General features: G+C 72.9%; 1 protein-coding gene. It reads left to right on the plus strand.

Annotated elements, in window-relative coordinates:
* Positions 1-5: 5 nt before the first annotated feature.
* On the plus strand, positions 6-19,594 hold a 19,589-nt coding region (locus ACFFRH_RS42435; RefSeq protein WP_386163735.1), incomplete at its 3' end, for an SDR family NAD(P)-dependent oxidoreductase.

The following is a 19,594-nucleotide window of genomic DNA, read 5'->3' on the forward strand; positions in this document are numbered from 1 at the left end:
GTTCAATGCAATTCGAACTCTCCTCCCGTACTTTTTCCGACGACGCGGTGGCGATCGTCGGCATATCCTGTCGCCTTCCCCACGCCCCCGATCCCGAATCCTTCTGGCGCCTTCTTCGCGATGGCCGCGACGCCATTACCGAAGTGCCGGACGGCCGGTGGAACTCGCCGGAGACCAGTTCGATGCGCGGCGGTTTCGTCGACGGAATCGCCGAGTTCGACGCCGAGTTCTTCGGCATCGCGCCGAACGAGGCCGCGATGATGGACCCCCAGCAGCGGCTCGTCCTCGAGCTGAGCTGGGAGGCGCTGGAGGACGCGGGCATCGTCCCGGAGAGCCTGCGCGACACGGGCACGAGCGTCTACATCGGTGCGATGGCCGGCGACTACGCCCAGCTGCTCCAGGGCAAGGTGTCCCGCCACAGCCTGACCGGCCTCAGCCGCGCCCTGCTCGCGAACCGGATCTCCTACACCCTCGGGCTGCAGGGCCCCAGCCTGACCGTCGACTCGGCGCAGTCGGCCTCGCTGACCGCCGTGCACCTGGCGTGCGAGAGCCTGCGCAACGGCGAGTCGGGACTCGCCATCGTCGGCGGCGTCAACCTCAACATCACCCCCGACAGCACGCTGGCCGCCGCCAGGTTCGGCGCCCTGTCCCCCGACGGCAGGTGCTTCACCTTCGACGCGCGCGCCAACGGTTACGTGCGCGGCGAGGGCGGCGGGATCGTCGTGCTCAAGCCGCTGTCCCGCGCGCTCGCCGACGGCGACCGGGTGTACTGCGTGATCGCGGGCAGCGCGGTCAACAACGACGGCGGAGGCGAGGGCCTCACCGTTCCCGACCAGCACGCCCAGGAAGAGGTCATCCGCCTGGCCTGCGAGCGCGCCGGGGTGAGCGCCGCCGACGTCCAGTTCGTCGAGCTGCACGGCACGGGCACCCGGGTCGGCGACCCCGTCGAGGCACGCGCGCTCGGCACCGCCATCGGCACCGCGAGGGAGCCGGGCGCGCCGCTGCTCGTCGGCTCGGCCAAGACCAACGTCGGCCACCTCGAAGGGGCCGCGGGGATCGTCGGCCTCCTGAAGACCGCGCTGGCCATCAGCCACCGCGAGCTGCCCGCGTCGCTGAACTTCGAGACGCCCAACCCGCTCATCCCCCTCGACGAGCTCAACCTCCGGGTCAACACGGCGCTGAGCCCCTGGCCGCGCGCCGATGTGCCGCTGGTGGCCGGGGTCAGCTCGTTCGGCATGGGCGGTGCCAACTGCCACATGGTGCTCGCGGAGTGCCCGCGGGAGGAACCCGCGCTCCCCGCGCCATCCGCCTCGTCCGAGCCGTCCGCGCCGTCCGAGTCATCCGCCTCGCCTGCGTCGCACGTCCCGCTCACGCCGTCAGCGCCGTCAGCGCCGTCAGCGCCGTCAGCGCCGTCAGCGCCGTCAGCGCCGTCAGCGCCGCCCGCGCCGTCCGCCGGGCCGCTGATCGTGCCGCTGTCCGGGCAGAGCGAGGCCGCGCTGCGCGGCCAGGCCGTACGGCTGCGCGAGCACCTGCTCGCCACCCCCGACGCCGCCCCCGTGGACATCGCCTACTCGCTGGCCACGACGCGCACGGCGTTCCCCTTCCGGGCGAGCGTCGTCCTGGAGGAGCCGGAGCGCCTGACCGACGTACTCGGGCAGCTGTCCCGTGGCGAGCTCGCCGCCGAGATCGTGACGGGCCGGCCGCGCACCGGCGAGATCGCCTTCCTCTACGCGGGGCAGGGCAGCCAGCGCCGCGGCATGGGACGGGAGCTGTACGGCACGTACCCCGTCTTCGCGCGGGCCCTCGACGAGATCGCCGCCTGCTTCGAGGGCGACCTGCTCGAAGCGATGTTCACCGACCGCGACGGACGCCTCGACGAGACGGGGACGACCCAGCCCGCCCTCTTCGCCTTCGAGGTCGCCCTCACCCGGCTGTACGAGCACTGGGGCATCCGCCCCGACCACCTCATCGGCCACTCCGTCGGCGAGATCGCCGCCGCGCACGTCGCCGGCGTGCTGTCGCTGGAGGACGCCTGCGCCCTGGTCTCGGCACGCGGCGCTTTGATGCAGGACCTGCCGCCCGGCGGCATGATGGTCGCCGTCCAGGCCACGGAGGAGGAGATCCTCCCCCTTCTCGACGCCTCGGCGAGCATCGCCGCGATCAACGGGCCGGAGTCCGTGGTCGTCTCCGGCGCGGAGAGCCGCGTCGCCGAGATCGCCGAGGAGATGCGCGGGCGCGGGCGCAAGGTCCGTCGCCTGCGCGTCAGCCACGCCTTCCACTCGCCGCTGATGGATCCGATGCTGGCGGAGTTCCGGCGGGTGGCCGAGTCGCTCACCTACCACGAGCCGGTCATCCCGATCGTGTCGAACCTCACCGGCGCCACCGCGTCCGGCCGGGAACTGTGCTCACCCGAGCACTGGGTCAGGCACGTGCGCGAGGCCGTGCGGTTCGGCGACGGCGTCCGCGCCCTGGCGGCCGAGGGCGTGAGCACGTTCGTGGAGATCGGTCCGGGCGCCGTCCTGTCCGGGATGGGGCAGCAGTGCCTGCCGCCGGACGCCGGCGCGCTGTTCGTCACCACGCTGCGGGACGGCCGGCCCGAACCTCTCACCGCGGGCCTCGCGCTCGCCGCGCTGCAGACCGGTGGCGCCGAGGTGAACGTGGAGGCGCTGTTCCCCGGCGCCCGGCGCGTCCCGCTGCCCACCTACGCCTTCCAGCGCACGCGCCACTGGCTCACCGACACCGCCCCGCAGGCGCCCGCCGCCGGAGCCGACGACACCCGGCCGCTCACCGGCCGCCTGGCCGGGCTGACCGGACCGGAGCGCGAGCAGGTGCTCCTCGACCTCGTACGGACCTGTGTCGCGCTCGTGCTCGGCCACGCCACCACCGCGACCGTGGACGCCGGAACCGCCTTCAAGGCGCTCGGATTCGACTCCTACAGCGCGGTCGAGCTCAGGAACAGGCTCAACACCGCCACCGGCCTGATGCTGCCTACCTCGCTGCTGTTCGACTACCCCACGCCGGCCGCGCTCGCCGCGTTCCTGCGCGCGGAGCTGGCGGGCGACTCCACCGACTCCGCGGACTCCGCGCCGGTGCCGGCCGTGGAACGGGCCGTCGGCCACGACGAGCCGATCGCGATCGTCGGCATGGCCTGCCGGTTCCCCGGCGGCGTGGTCTCTCCCGACGACCTGTGGAAGCTGGTGATCTCGGAGGGGGACGCGATCGGCGAGTTCCCCGTCGATCGCGGCTGGGATCTGGGCGGTCTGTACGACCCGGACCCCGACAGCAGCGGTACGTCCTACGCCAGGCACGGCGGATTCCTGTACGAGGCCGCGGAGTTCGATCCCGGCTTCTTCGGCATCTCGCCGCGCGAGGCGCTGGCCATGGACCCGCAGCAGCGGTTGCTGCTGGAGACCTCGTGGGAGGCGATCGAGCGGGCCGGGATCGACCCCGGCCGGTTGCGCGGGAGCCGTACCGGGGTGTTCGCCGGCGCGACGGCCCAGGACTACGGCCCCAGGCTGCACGAGGCCACCGGAAACGCCGAGGGCTACGTCCTGACCGGGACCACCAGCAGCGTGATCTCCGGGCGCGTGGCGTTCTCGTTCGGGTTCGAGGGCCCGGCGGTCACGGTCGACACGGCGTGCTCGTCGTCGCTGGTGGCGCTGCACCTGGCCGCGCAGTCCCTGCGGTCGGGCGACTGCGACCTCGCCCTCGCGGGCGGCGCGACCGTGATGGCCTCGCCCGGCATGTTCGTGGAGTTCTCCCGGCAGCGCGGCCTGTCGCCGGACGGCAGGTGCAAGGCGTTCTCCGCGGAGGCCGACGGCACCGGCTGGGCAGAGGGCATCGGCATGCTGCTCGTCGAGCGGCTCTCGGACGCCGAGCGCAACGGCCACCGGGTCCTCGCCGTCATGCGGGGCAGCGCGGTCAACCAGGACGGCGCGAGCAACGGCCTCACCGCTCCGAACGGCCCCTCCCAGCAGCGCCTGATCCGCCAGGCCCTGGTCAACGCGAACCTGTCGGCGGCCGACGTCGACGCGGTCGAGGCCCACGGCACCGGGACCATGCTCGGCGACCCGATCGAGGCGCAGGCCATCCTGGCCACCTACGGTCAGGACCGTCCCGAGGACCGGCCGTTGTGGCTGGGGTCGTTGAAGTCGAACATCGGTCACGCGCAGGCCGCCGCCGGTGTCGGTGGCGTGATCAAGATGGTGATGGCGATGCGGCACGGGACGCTGCCGCGCACGTTGCACGTCGAGGAGCCGTCGCCGCACGTGGACTGGACGGCCGGTGCCGTCGAGCTGCTGACCGAGGCCCGCTCGTGGGACGTCGAGGACCGCCCGCGCCGCGCGGCCATCTCCTCCTTCGGCATCAGCGGCACCAACGCGCACGTGATCATCGAACAGGGTCCGGCGGAGGCCGAGGCCGAGACCGACGCCGCCGAGCTGCCCGTCACGCCCTGGCTGGTCTCCGCGAGGAGCCCGGAGGCGCTGCGGGCGCAGGCCGGGCGGCTCGCGTCATGGATGACGCCGGACACGCCGATCGCCGCGACCGGCGCCGCCCTGGCCGCCGACCGCGCGTCACTGGAACAGCGCGCGGTGGTCGTCGGCGCCGACCGCGAGGAACTGCTGGCGGGCCTTCGGGCACTGGCCGGGCGTACGGCGGCACCTGACGTGGTGACCGGCAGCGGCCACGGCGGCAGGCTCGCCCTGCTGTTCACCGGGCAGGGCAGCCAGCGGCTGGGCATGGGCCGCGACCTGGCCGCGGCCTTCCCGGTGTTCGCCGAGGCGCTGGAGGAGATCTGCGTCCTGCTGGACGGGCAGTTGCCGCACCCGCTCCGCGAGACGATGTTCGCCGACCCCGACGGCGTGCTCGACGAGACGCTGATGACCCAGCCCGCCCTCTTCGCCTTCGAGGTCGCGCTCTCCCGCCTGCTGGCCTCCCTGGGGGTCAGGCCGGACGTCGTGACCGGCCACTCCGTCGGCGAGATCGCCGCCGCCCACGTGGCGGGAGTCTTCTCCCTGGCCGACGCCTGCACGCTGGTCGCGGCACGGGCCAGGCTGATGCAGGCGCTTCCCCCGGGCGGGGCGATGCTCGCGATCGCCGCGTCGGAGGCCGACGTGCTGCCGCTCATCGAGGGACGCGAGGACCAGGTCGCCATCGCGGCCGTCAACGCGCCCACCTCGGTGGTGATCTCCGGTGTCGAGTCCGTGGTCGAGGAGATCGCCCAGCGGGTCACCGTGCGCAAGCGCCGGCTGCGGGTCTCGCACGCCTCCCACTCGCCGCTGATGGAGCCGATGCTCGCCGAGTTCGGGCGGATCGCGGCGACCGTCACCTACCACGAGCCCCGCCTCCCGGTCGTCTCCGCCGTCACCGGCGACCTCACGGCCCCCGGGCAGCTCACCAACGCCCAGTACTGGGTCGAGCACGTGCGGCGGCCGGTCCGCTTCGCCGACGCGATCGGCGCCACCGAGGCGAACGTCTTCCTGGAGGTCGGACCCGAGGGCATCCTGACCGGCCTGGCCCAGCAGACGCTCGCCGACGGCGTGTTCGTCGCGGCCGCGCGCAAGGAGCGCGAGGAGATCCGCACCTTCGTGCAGGCCCTCGGCCGGCTCCACACCTGCGGCACCGTCGTCGACTGGGACGCCTACTTCGCCGCCGTCCCGGCCACGGCCCGTGGGGTCGAGCTGCCCACCTACGCCTTCCAGCGCGAGCGGTACTGGCTGGAGACGGGCGGTCCCGGCGGCGTGCCCACGGAACACGTCGGGCTGTTCGCGGTCGACTGGGTCCCGGTGCCGGCCACCGGCGGCGCCCCCGCCTCCGACGACGTGTTCCTGGACTGGGTGGACGAGGACGAGCGGGACGAGACGGGTGAGCGGGACGAGACGGCACGGGCACGTGAAGCCGTGCTGCGCGTGCTCTCCGCCGTCCAGGACCGGCTCACCGGTGACCACCCCTCGTCCTCGCGGCTGGTGATCCTCACCAGGGGCGCCACCGGCGAGGAGACCGACCTGGCCGCGACGGCCGTCTGGGGTCTGGTGCGGTCCGCGCAGACCGAGTACCCCGGCCGGTTCGTGCTGCTCGACCACGACGGCGCCGCACAGGACGACATCGCCGCCGCCCTCGCCTACGACGAGCCGCAGCTGGCGGTACGGGAAGGAAGGATCTTCGTTCCCCGGCTGGCCAGGCGCGACCTGCCCCCCGGGGAGGCGCCCTGGACACCCGGCGGCACCGTCCTGGTCACCGGCGGCACGGGCGGGCTGGGGCGAGTGGTCACCCGGCACCTCGTCACCGCGCACGGCGTACGCGACCTCGTGCTGCCCACCCGCGACCCGCGGGCGGCCGGGGCCGTCGAACTGGCGGCCGAGCTGACCGCGCTCGGCGCGCGGGTCGAGCTGACCGCGTGCGACCTGTCCGACCGCGACGCGCTGGCCGCGCTCGTCGACTCCTGCCGGGAGCTGACCGGGGTCGTGCACATCGCCGGAGTCCTGGACGACGGCGTCGTCTCGGCCCTGAGCCCGGAACGGCTCGACGCCGTGTGGCGGACCAAGGCCGAGGCCGCCTGGCTGCTGCACGAGCTGACCCGCGACCGCGACCTGTCGGCGTTCGTGCTGTTCTCGTCGTGCGCGGGCACGCTGGGCAGCGCGGGCCAGGCCAACTACGCCGCGGCGAACGCGTTCCTGGACGGCCTGGCCCGGCACCGCCGTACGCTCGGCCTGCCCGCGACGGCGCTCGCGTGGGGCCTGTGGGACAACTCCTCGGAGTTCGGCGGCATGGGGTCGACGCTCGCCACGGCCGACCTGGCGCGGTGGGCACGGCTGGGCGTCGCCCCGCTGCCACCGGACCAGGCGCTCGCGCTCTTCGACACGGCGCTCGCCGCGTCGGCGGAGACGGCGCTCCCCGCGCGGCTGAGCCTCGCGAAGGTCGCCGACCCGGCGCCCTCGATGCTGCGCGCCCTGCTGCGCAAGCCGATCGAGCGCCGCGCGACCGGTGCGTCCGGCGACGTGGCACTCGGGCAACTCCTGCGCGAGATGAGCCCGGAGGAGCAGGAACGCACGCTCCTCGACCTGGTCCGCGGCCAGGCCGCCCTGGTGCTCGGGCACGTGACGCCGCACGTGATCAGCGTGACGGGCGCGTTCAAGGACGCGGGCTTCGACTCGCTGACCGCCGTCGAGCTCAGGAACAGGCTCAACGCGGCCACCGGCCTGCGGCTGCCGAGCTCGCTGCTGTTCGACTACCCGTCACCGACGGTGCTGACGGAGTACCTGCGGGCGGAACTGCTCGGCGACACCACGGCGGCGTCCTCGTCGGCCTCGGCGTCCTCGGTGGCTCGGACGGCCGGATACGACGAGCCGATCGCGATCGTGGGGATGGCCTGCCGCTTCCCCGGCGGGGTGTCCTCGCCCGAGGACCTGTGGGACCTGGTGGCCGCCGGTGCCGACGTGGTCGGCGAGTTCCCCACCGACCGGGGCTGGGACCTGGACCGGCTGTTCTCCGGCGACCCGGACGACCGGGGCACCTCCTCCACCCGGTACGGCGGGTTCCTCTACGACGCGGCCGAGTTCGACGCGGGCTTCTTCGGCATCTCGCCGCGCGAGGCGCTCGCGATGGACCCGCAGCAGCGGTTGCTGCTGGAGGCGTCGTGGGAGGCGATCGAGCACGCCGACATCGACGCGGCGGAGCTGCGGGGAAGCCAGACCGGGGTGTTCACCGGCATCGCCCCCATGGAGTACGGGCCGCGACGCTTCGAAGGCGCGGAGTCCGTGGAGGGATACCTCCTCACCGGCGGCCTGGCCAGCGTCGCCTCGGGCCGGGTGTCCTACACCCTGGGCCTGGAGGGCCCGGCGGTCACGGTCGACACGGCGTGCTCGTCGTCGCTGGTGGCGCTGCATCTGGCCGTACAGGCGCTGCGCACGGGTGAGTGCGACCTGGCGTTCGCGGGCGGCGTGATGGTGATGGCCTCACCCGGCACGTTCGTGGAGTTCTCCCGGCAGCGTGGCCTGTCGGCGGACGGGCGGTGCAAGGCGTTCTCCGCGGAGGCCGACGGCACCGGCTGGGCCGAGGGCGTCGGCGTTCTGCTCGTCGAGCGGCTCTCGGACGCCGAGCGCAACGGCCACCGGGTGCTCGCCGTGGTGCGCGGTAGTGCGATCAACCAGGACGGTGCGAGCAACGGTCTCACCGCCCCGAACGGCCCCTCGCAGGAGCGGGTGATCCGCCAGGCCCTGGCGAACGCGGGCCTGTCGACCTCGGATGTCGACGTGGTCGAGGCGCACGGCACGGGAACGGTGCTGGGCGACCCGATCGAGGCACAGGCGCTGATCGCGACCTACGGTCAGGACCGGCCGGAGGGTCGGCCGCTGTGGCTGGGGTCGCTGAAGTCGAACATCGGTCACGCGCAGGCGGCGGCCGGTGTCGGTGGCGTGATCAAGATGGTGATGGCGATGCGGCACGGGACGCTGCCCCGGACGCTGCACGCCGAGGAGCCGTCGCCGCACGTGGACTGGACGGCCGGTGCCGTCGAGCTGCTGACCGAGGCCCGTTCGTGGGATGTCGAGGACCGTCCGCGCCGGGCTGCGGTGTCGTCCTTCGGCGTCAGCGGCACGAACGCGCACGTGATCATCGAGCAGGGTCCGGCGGTGGAGCCGGAGCCTGTCGACGCTGTCGAGCTGCCGGTGACGCCGTGGCTGATCTCGGCCAAGACTCCCGAGGCGCTGCGGGGTCAGGCTTCCCGGCTCGCCTCCTGGGTGGAGGAGCGGCCGGAGCTGGACTCGGTGGACGTCGCCTGGACACTGGCGACGGGCCGTACGGTGCTGGAGCAGCGCGCGGCGGTGGTCGGTGCCGACCAGGCTGAATTGGTGGCGGGCCTGCGGGCTCTGGCCGACGGTACGGCGGCGTTGGAAGCGGCCGGTGGTGGCAGGCTGGCGATGTTGTTCGCCGGTCAGGGTAGTCAGCGGGTGGGGATGGGGCGTGAGCTGGCCTCCGCCTTCCCGGTGTTCGCCGAGGCGCTGGACGAGGTCTGCGCGCTGTTGCCCGGGTCGGTGCGTGAGGCGATGTTCTCCGATCCCGATGGTGTGCTGGCCGAGACCGGGACGACCCAGCCGGCCCTGTTCGCCTTCGAGGTTGCCCTCTACAGGCTGCTGGCCTCGCTGGGGGTCACCCCGGACGTGCTCGTCGGGCACTCGGTAGGGGAGATCGCCGCTGCTCACGTGGCCGGGGTGCTTTCACTGCCGGACGCCTGCACGTTGGTCTCCGCCCGTGCCCGGTTGATGCAGGCGCTCCCCGAGGGTGGGGCGATGCTGGCCATCGCCGCTCCCGAGGCGGAGATCCTTCTGCTGCTGGCGGACCGCCAGGATGTCGGCATCGCGGCCGTGAACGGCCCGCAGGCCGTGGTCATCTCCGGTGGCGAGGCTGCGGTGGAGGAGATCGCGGGCCTGGTGAGCGCGCGGACGCGCAGGTTGCGCGTCTCGCACGCCTTCCATTCACCTTTGATGGAGCCGATGCTCGCCGAATTCGAGCAGATCGTCTCCACCCTCACCTTCAACGAACCGACCATCCCCGTCGTCTCCAACGTGACGGGCCGCCCCGCCGAGCCGGGACTGCTCACCGACCCGGCGTACTGGGTGCGGCACGTACGTGAAGCGGTGCGCTTCGCCGACGGCGTCACCGCCTGTCAGGCGGGTGTGTTCGTGGAGGTCGGCCCGGATGGGGTGCTGACCGGTCTGGCCCAGCAGAGTGTCGAGGACGGCGTCTTCGTCGCGACCGCGCGTAAGGACCGTGATGAGGTCCGGGCGCTGGTCGAGGCGCTGGGCCGACTCCACACCCACGGTGCGGAAATCGACTGGACGGCGATCCTCACCCCGAGAGCGCGGGTGGATCTGCCGACGTACGCCTTCCAGCACCAGCGCTACTGGCTGGAATCAGGCAGGTCCGGCAGCGACGTGGCGGCGGCCGGGCTCAGCGCCGTCGACCATCCGATACTCAGCGCCACCGTCCCGGCCCCCGACGGCGACAGCCTCACGCTCACCGGGCGGCTCTCCCTGACCACGCTGCCCTGGCTCGCCGACCACGCGGTCAACGGCACGGCCATCCTTCCCGGCACCGGCTTCCTCGAGATAGCGCTGCGTGCCGCGGCCGAGATCGAGGACTGCGAGACGGTCTCCGAGCTGGCTCTGCAGGCTCCCCTCGTCCTCACGCACGACCACCCCGTCCAGCTCCAGGTCGTCATCGACGCCCCCGACGGCAGCGGTCAGCGCGGCCTGTCCCTGTACTCCAGGCCCGAAGGCACGACCACCTGGCAGCGGCACGCACAGGGGACGCTCGGCCCCGCCGCGGCCACACCCGGTTTCGACCTGGCGCAGTGGCCACCGCCGGGCGCGCGGCCCGTCGACATCGACGACCTCTACGACAGCCTGGCCGTCACGGGCCTGGAGTACGGCAGTGCCTTCCAGGGCCTGGTGAGCGCCTGGCAGCGGGACGGCGCCGTCTACGCCGAGATCGTCCTGCCCGACCACGTCCAGGCCGGCGCGGAGCGGTTCGGGTTCCACCCCGCCCTCCTCGACGCGGTACTGCACTCCATCACGCTCGGCGATCTCCTGCCGCCCAGCGAGCCCGGCCACCCGTTCCTGCCCTTCGCCTGGTCCGGCGTCTCGGCGCACGCGGCGGGCGGGACCATGGCGCGGGTACGGACCACCGCCAAGGGGCCGGGTGAGCTCTCGCTGAGCGTCGCCGACCACACCGGAGCGCCGATCCTCACGGTGGACTCCCTGGTGGTCAGGCCCGTGGCGACAGAGCTGTCCCCGGAGCGCACGCCGTACGTGCTGGACTGGGTGAGCGTCCGAACCGGTGGCGCGGAGCCCGGACGGGTGGTGGAACTCAACGACCTCTCCTCCCTGGAGGACGCGGTCGGTGCGGAGCGGGTCCTCGTGCGCGTCCCGGCCGGTGTGGGCCGCGAGCGGACGTACGAGGTGCTCGCGCTCGTCCAGGAATGGCTCGCGGACGAGCGGTCGGCGCGGTCGCAGCTGGTCGTGGTGACCGGCGGCGCGGTCAGCGTGGACGAGGGAGAGGTACCCGATCTGTCCACCGCCCCGGTCTGGGGACTGATCCGGTCCGTCCAGTCCGAGCACGCCGGGCGGTTCGTCCTCGTGGACACCGACGGCCACCCCGACTCGGAGGCCGCGCTGCTTCGCGCCTGCGCCTCCGGCGAGCCGCAGCTGGCCCTGAGGGCCGGTACGGTCCGCGTGCCGCGCATCGTACCGCTGGTCAACGCGCCGGTGATCGAGCGCTCGCCCGGAACCCCGGCGGGCACGGTACTGCTGACCGGAGGCACCGGCGAGCTCGCCACCCTGGCCGCGCGCAGGCTCGTCACCGAGCACGGGGTCCGGCACCTGCTGCTGGCCGGTCGCCGCGGCCCGGCGGCGCCCGGAGCCGACGATCTGCTGGCCGAGCTCACCTCGCTCGGCGCGCAGGTCACGATCGTCGCCTGCGACGTGTCCGATCGGGCCGAGCTCGCCGCCCTGCTGGCGGCCGTTCCCGACGACCGGCCGCTGACCGGCGTCGTCCATCTGGCCGGAGTCGTCGACGACGGCGCCGTGACGTCGCTGACCCCGGAGCGGATCGACCGGGTCTTCGCGCCGAAGGCGGACGCGGCCTGGTACCTGCACGAGCTCACCGGTGGGCTCGACCTGTCGTTCTTCGTGATGTACTCCTCCATCGCCGGCATCGTCGGCAGCGCCGGCCAGGCGAACTACGCGGCGGCCAACGCCTACCTGGACGCGCTGGCGTCGTACCGCCGTGCGCGGGGGCTGCCCGCGCTCTCCCTGGCCTGGGGGCTGTGGGAGACCGACAACGGCATGGCGGGCGCGCTCAGCCAGGCCGACGTGGCGAGGCTCGGCAGGATCGGGCTCGCACCGCTCCCGGCGGCCCAGGGCATGTCCCTGCTGGACGCGGCGCTCACCCTCGACAGGGGAGTGCAGATTCCCGCCCGCCTCGACACCGCGGCGCTACGCCGCCAGGACGAGATCCCCGCGGTCTTCCGGGCGCTGGTCAAGCCCCAGGCACGACGGGCCGCGACGGCCAAGCCCGTGCGGGCGGGAGCCGACAAGGCGGCGTTGCTCTCGCTCATCAGGACGAACATCGCGCTCGTGCTCGGGCACACCGACGCCAACGCCGTGGACGCCGAGGCGGCCTTCAAGGACCTCGGCTTCGACTCGCTGAGCTCCGTCGAGTTGCGCAACAGGCTCAACGCCGCCACCGGACTGCGGCTGCCCGCCACCCTGCTGTTCAACTTCCCCACCACGGACGCGCTCGCCGAGCACCTGCACGAGCAGCTCACCGGCGCCTCGCGCACCGACCAGGTGAGCGCGCACACCGGTCCCGCGGACGAGCCCATCGCGATCGTCGGCATGGCCTGCCGCTACCCCGGCGACGTGGTCTCTCCCGAAGACCTCTGGCGGCTCCTCGTCCGGGCCGACGACGCGATCACCACCTTCCCCGGCAACCGTGGCTGGGACCTGGAGCGGCTCTACGACCCCGACCCCGCCCACGCCGGTACGAGCTACGCGCGCGAGGGCGGCTTCCTCCACGACGCCGACCGGTTCGACGCCGCCCTGTTCGGCATCTCGCCGCGCGAGGCCACCGCGATGGACCCGCAGCAGCGCCTGCTGCTGGAGACCTCGTGGGAGGCGATCGAACGGGCGGGGATCAGCCCGAAGGCGATGCGCGGCAGCCGTACGGGTGTCTTCGCCGGGGTGATGTACCACGACTACGGCGGCCGCCTGCCGCACGCGCCCGAGGGCTTCGAGGGTTTCGTCCTCAACGGCAGCGCGGGCAGCATCGCCTCGGGGCGGGTCGCCTACACCTTCGGGCTGGAGGGTCCGGCGGTCACGGTCGACACGGCGTGCTCGTCGTCGCTGGTGGCGCTGCACCTGGCCGCGCAGTCCCTGCGTTCGGGTGAGTGCGACCTGGCGCTGGCCGGTGGTGTGACCGTGATGGCCACGCCCAGCGTCTTCATCGAGTTCTCCCGGCAGCGCGGGCTCGCGGCGGACGGCAGGTGCAAGGCGTTCTCCGCGTCGGCGGACGGTACAGGTTGGGGCGAGGGTGTCGGCATGCTGCTCGTCGAGCGGCTCTCGGACGCCCGGCGCAACGGTCACCAGGTCCTCGCGGTGGTGCGCGGTAGCGCGATCAACCAGGACGGTGCGAGCAACGGCCTCACCGCCCCGAACGGTCCCTCGCAGGAGCGGGTGATCCGCCAGGCGCTGGCGAACGCCGGTCTGTCGACCGCGGACATCGACGCCGTGGAAGCGCACGGCACGGGCACCACCCTCGGCGACCCGATCGAGGCACAGGCCATCCTGGCCACCTACGGTCAGGACCGGCCGGAGGACCGGCCGTTGTGGCTGGGGTCGCTGAAGTCGAACATCGGTCACACCCAGGCCGCCGCCGGTGTCGGTGGCGTGATCAAGATGGTGATGGCGATGCGGCACGGGACGCTGCCCCGGACGCTGCACGCCGAGGAGCCGTCGCCGCACGTGGACTGGACGGCCGGTGCCGTCGAGCTGCTGACCGAGGCCCGTTCGTGGGACGTCGAGGACCGCCCGCGCCGCGCGGGCGTGTCGTCCTTCGGCGTCAGCGGCACCAACGCACATGTGATCATCGAGCAGAGCCCGGCCGCCACCGCACCCGCCGACGATGCCGAACCGCCCGTCGTTCCGTGGCTGATCTCCGCCAACGACGGCGAGGCTCTCCGGGCGCAGGCCGCCCGGCTCGCGGACTGGGCAGCACAGGACGACGTCCCGCCGACCGCCGTCGGCAAGGCGCTGGTCTCGGCCCGTTCGGTGCTGGAGCAGCGCGCGGCGGTGGTCGGCGCGGACCGGGCCGAGCTGGTGGCGGGCCTGCGTGCCCTGGCCGACGGTACGGCGACGCCGGCTGCTGTGGCCGGTGGCAGGTTGGCGATGTTGTTCGCCGGTCAGGGCAGTCAGCGGGTGGGCATGGGGGCGTCCCTCGCGGCGGCGTTCCCGGTGTTCGCCGACGCTCTGGACGAGGTCTGCGCGCTGCTGCCCGGGTCGGTGCGTGAGGCGATGTTCTCCGATCCCGATGGTGTGCTGGCCGAGACGGGGATGACCCAGCCGGCCCTGTTCGCCTTCGAGGTGGCGCTGTATCGCTTGCTCACCTCGCTGGGTGTCACCCCGGACGTGCTGGTGGGCCACTCGGTAGGGGAGATCGCGGCTGCTCACGTGGCCGGGGTGCTCTCACTGCCGGACGCCTGCACGCTGGTTTCCGCCCGCGCCCGCTTGATGCAGGCACTCCCGGCAGGTGGGGCGATGCTGGCCATCGCCGCTCCCGAGGCGGAGATCCTTCCGCTGCTGGAGGGCCGCCAGGACGTCGGCATCGCGGCGGTGAACGGCCCGCAGGCCGTGGTCATCTCCGGCAGCGAAAGTGCCGTGGAGGAGATCGCGGGCCTGGTGAGCGCGCGGACGCGCAGGCTGCGGGTCTCGCACGCCTTCCACTCCCCGCTGATGGAGCCGATGCTCGCCGAATTCGAGCAGATCGTCTCCACCCTCACCTTCAACGAGCCGAGTATCCCTGTCGTCTCCAACGTGACGGGCCGCCCCGCCGAGCCGGGACTGCTCACCGACCCGGCGTACTGGGTGCGGCACGTCCGTGAAGCGGTGCGTTTCGCCGACGGCGTGGCCGCCTGCCAGGCGAACGTGTTCGTGGAGGTCGGCCCGGATGGGGTGCTGACCGGTCTGGCCCAGCAGAGCGTCGAGGACGGCGTCTTCGTCGCGACCGCGCGCAAGGACCGGGACGAGGTCCGGGCACTGGTCGAGGCACTCGGCCGACTCCACACCCACGGCGTCATGGTCGACTGGGACACCTACTTCGCCTCGGTGCCCGCCAGGCACGTCGAACTGCCCACCTACGCCTTCCAGCGCCGTCGCTACTGGCTCGACGCCACCGCTGAGGTCGCCTCCGGCGGCGGCCTGGTGGCGGTGGACCATCCGTTGCTGACGGCTGTCGTCCCGGCCCCCGGTTCCGGCACGCTCACGCTCATCGGCCGCCTGTCCCTGTCCGCGCAGCCGTGGCTGGCCGACCACCTCGTGGACGGCCAGGTGGTCGTACCGGGCGCGGCGCAGGTCGAGCTCGCGATACGCGCCGGGGACGAGACCGGCTGCCCGGTGCTCGACGAGCTCACCCTCCAGGCGCCCATGCTGCTGGACGAGGAGGGCAGCCTCCAGCTCCAGGTCGTGGTCGCGGGCGCCGACGATTCCGGCCGCCGACAGGTGACGATCCACTCGCGTGCCGGGGACACCGCGGACTGGCGGCAGAACGCCCAGGGCGTCCTCGCCCCGGCGTCCGCCGTCGCACCCGCCTTCGATCTCGCGCAGTGGCCGCCGCCCGGCGCCGAGGCTCTCGACGTCGACAACGTCTACGCCGACCTCACCGCGATCGGCATGGAGTACGGCGAGACGTTCCAGTGCCTCCAGGCCGCCTGGCGGCAGGACGGCGTCGTCTACGCCGAGATCGCCCTGCCGGAGCAGTCCGGCGCCGATGCCCGGCGGTTCGGGCTGCACCCGGCGCTGCTCGACGCCTCCCTGCACGCCATCCCCATGGCCGGATTCCTGCCCGAGGCGGAACCCGGCCGGCCGTACATCCCCTTCGCCTGGAACGACGTGACGCTGTACGCCGAGGGGGCGACCGCCCTGCGGGTTCGCATCACCCCGACGAGCGGCACAGGCGTGTTCGGCCTGGCGGTGGCGGACACCACGGGGACGGCCGTCGCGGAAGTCGGGTCGCTCATCCTCCGTCCTCGGTCCGCCGAGCAGTCGGCGGCGCGTCACAACTCCCTGTTCCAGCTGGACTGGATGCAGGCCGGTCGTACCGGACAGACGGATCTTTCGTACGCGCTCCTCGACGTGCCTTCGGACGACGCGCCCGTTCCCGAGGCGATCAGGCGCGCCACGAACGCGGTCCTCGCCGCCCTCCAGGCGGAACCGGGCGCGTCGCCGCTGGTCGTCGTCACGCGTGGCGCGGTGGTGGCGGTCGCGGGCGAGGTGCCGGATCTGGCACAGGCGGCGGTGTGGGGTCTGGTACGGGCGGCGCAGGCGGAACAGCCGGGCCGGTTCGTGCTGCTGGACCTGGACACCGAAACCTTCGACGAGGGCACGGTCGGCCGGGCGCTGGCCACGGGCGAGCCGCAGGTGGCGGTGCGGGACGGACAGTTCCTGATGCCGAGGCTGAGCCGGGTGGCCCAGCGCGCGGTTGCGGAACCGGTGCTTTCCGGCGACGCCGTTCCGGTGTTCGGTCCGGAGGGCACGGTGCTGGTCACCGGTGGCACCGGCGGCCTGGGCGCGCTCGTGGCCAGGCACCTGGTCGCCGCCCACGGGGTGCGGCACCTGCTGCTCGCCAGCCGTCGTGGCGCCGAGGCGCCCGGAGCGGCCGAGCTGGTGACGGAGCTGACCGAGCTGGGGGCCTCCGTGGAGGTGGCGGCCTGCGACGTCGGCGATCGAGAGGATCTGGCGCGGCTGGTCGCGTCGGTCCCGCTGACCGGTGTCGTGCACACGGCAGGCGTGCTGGACGACGGGATCGTCGGCTCTCTCACCCCGGAGCGCTTCGACGCGGTCCTGCGGCCGAAGGCCGACGCGGCCTGGTATCTCCACGAGCTGACCCGGGAGCTGGACCTGTCGGCGTTCGTGCTGTTCTCCTCGCTCTCCGGTGTGCTGGGCAGCGCGGGCCAGGGCAACTACGCCGCGGCCAACACCTTCCTGGACGCCCTCGCCGAGCGGCGCCGGGCGCAGGGGCTGCCGGCCACGTCGCTGGCCTGGGGTCTGTGGGCCTCGGGTGGCATGGCAGGCGACCTGACCGAATCCGACCTGCACCGCCTTGAGCGCGGCGGCATCACGCCGCTGCCCGTCGACGACGGTCTGGCCCTGTTCGACGTCGCGATCGACCACGAGCACGCCGTACTGGTCCCGGCCTCGCTGAACCTCCCGGCACTGCAGGCCCAGGCCCAAGCCGGAACCCTCCCCGCGGCCCTTCGCGGCCTGGTCCGCGTGCCCACCCGACGTGCCAGTACGACCGCGACGGATCCGACCGACCTGCTCCGGCTGGTGCGTACCCAGGCGGCGACGGTCCTCGGCTTCTCCGACACGGAGGCGGTCGAGTCGGCCAAGCGCTTCCAGGAGCTCGGCTTCGACTCCCTCACCGCGGTCGAGTTCCGCAACCAGCTCAGCACGGCGACCGGGCTGCGGCTCCCGGCCACGCTCATCTTCGACTACCCGACCGCTGAGGCGGTGGCGGACTACCTGGCCGGGGAGCTGGCCGGTGGTCAGGTCTCGCAGGCGGTCGTCGCGGATGTCTCGGTGGCTGACGAGCCGATCGCGATCGTGGGGATGGCCTGTCGGTTCCCGGGTGGGGTGTCCTCGCCGGAGGGATTGTGGGATCTGGTGTCGTCCGGTACGGACGCCATCGGGGACTTCCCGACCGATCGCGGCTGGGACCTGGCGAGGTTGTACGATCCGGACCCGGACAGCCGGGGTACCTCGTACTCCAGGCATGGTGGGTTCCTGTACGAGGCCGCCGAGTTCGATCCGGGCTTCTTCGGGATCTCGCCGCGTGAGGCGCTCGCGATGGATCCGCAGCAGCGGTTGCTGCTGGAGGCGTCGTGGGAGGCGGTCGAGCGGGCGGGTCTGGACCCGGTGGGGTTGCGTGGCAGCCGTACGGGTGTCTTCGCGGGTGTGATGTACCACGACTACGCGCCCCAGCTCTCGGACGCGCCGGGCGAGCTGGAAGGCCTGATCGGCACCGGCAGCTCGGGCAGCGTCGCCTCGGGCCGGGTGTCCTACACCCTGGGCCTGGAGGGTCCGGCGGTCACGGTGGACACGGCGTGTTCGTCGTCGCTGGTGGCGTTGCACTGGGCGGCGCAGTCGCTGCGCTCGGGCGAGTGCGACCTGGCCCTCGCGGGCGGCGTCACGGTGATGGCCACGCCGAATACCTTCGTCGAGTTCTCGCGGCAGCGTGGCCTGTCGGTGGACGGGCGCTGCAAGGCGTTCTCCGCGGAGGCCGACGGCACCGGCTGGGGAGAAGGCATCGGGGTGCTGCTGGTCGAGCGGCTCTCGGACGCCCGGCGCAACGGTCACCAGATTCTCGCGGTGGTGCGCGGTAGTGCGATCAACCAGGACGGTGCGAGCAATGGCCTGACCGCCCCGAACGGCCCCGCGCAGCAGCGGGTGATCCGCCAGGCCCTGGCGAACGCCGGTCTGTCGACCTCGGATGTGGACGTGGTCGAGGCGCATGGCACCGGGACCGTTCTGGGTGACCCGATCGAGGCGCAGGCGTTGCTGGCCACCTACGGTCAGGACCGTCCCGAGGACCGGCCGCTCTGGCTGGGGTCCATCAAGTCGAACATCGGTCACGCCCAGGCCGCCGCGGGTGTGGCCGGTGTGATCAAGATGGTGATGGCGCTGCGCAACGGTGTCATGCCGCGGACGCTGCACGCCGAGGAGCCCTCGCCGTACGTGGACTGGTCGGCGGGCTCAGTGGAGCTGCTGACAGAGGCGCGTGCGTGGGACATCGAGGACCGTCCGCGCCGCGCGGCCATCTCCTCCTTCGGGATCAGCGGCACGAACGCGCATGTGATCATCGAGCAGGGTCCGGCGGTGGAGCCGGAGCCTGTCGGCGCTGTCGAGCTGCCGGTGATGCCGTGGCTGTTGTCGGCCAAGTCTCCCGAGGCGTTGCGGGGTCAGGCTTCCCGGCTCGCGTCCTGGGTGGAGGAGCGGCCGGAGCTGGAGCCGGCCGATGTCGGCTGGTCGTTGGCGACGGGCCGGGCGTTGCTGGAGCAGCGCGCGGTCGTGGTTGGTGCCGACCGGGCGGAGTTGGTGGCGGGCCTGCGGGCTCTGGCCGACGGTACGGCGACGTTGGAAGCGGCCGGTGGCGGCAGGCTGGCGATGTTGTTCGCCGGTCAGGGCAGCCAGCGGGTGGGCATGGGCCGTGAGCTGGCCTCCGCCTTCCCGGTGTTCGCCGACGCCCTGGACGAGGTCTGCGCGCTGCTGCCCGGGTCGGTGCGTGAGGCGATGTTCTCCGATCCCGATGGTGTGCTGGCCGAGACGGGCACGACCCAGCCGGCCCTGTTCGCCTTCGAGGTGGCGCTGTATCGGCTGCTCACCTCGCTGGGGGTCACCCCGGACGTGCTCGTCGGGCACTCGGTAGGGGAGATCGCCGCTGCTCACGTGGCGGGTGTGCTGTCGCTGCCGGACGCGTGTGCCCTCGTCACGGCGCGGGCGCGGTTGATGCAGGCGTTGCCGGAGGGTGGGGCGATGCTGGCCATCGCCGCCCCCGAAGCGGAGATCCTTCCCCTGCTAGAGGGTCGCCAGGACGTCGGCATCGCGGCGGTGAACGGCCCGCAGGCCGTGGTCATCTCCGGCAGCGAAAGTGCCGTGGAGGAGATCGCCGCCCTGGTGAGCGCCCGGACGCGCAGGTTGCGCGTCTCGCACGCTTTCCATTCACCCTTGATGGAGCCGATGCTGGCGGAGTTCGAGCAGATCGTCTCCGCTCTGACCTTCGCCGAGCCGAGTATCCCTGTCGTCTCTAATGTGACGGGTCGTCT

This window comes from Streptosporangium vulgare, from assembly GCF_042428775.1.
In the GTDB taxonomy this organism is placed as follows: domain Bacteria; phylum Actinomycetota; class Actinomycetes; order Streptosporangiales; family Streptosporangiaceae; genus Streptosporangium; species Streptosporangium vulgare.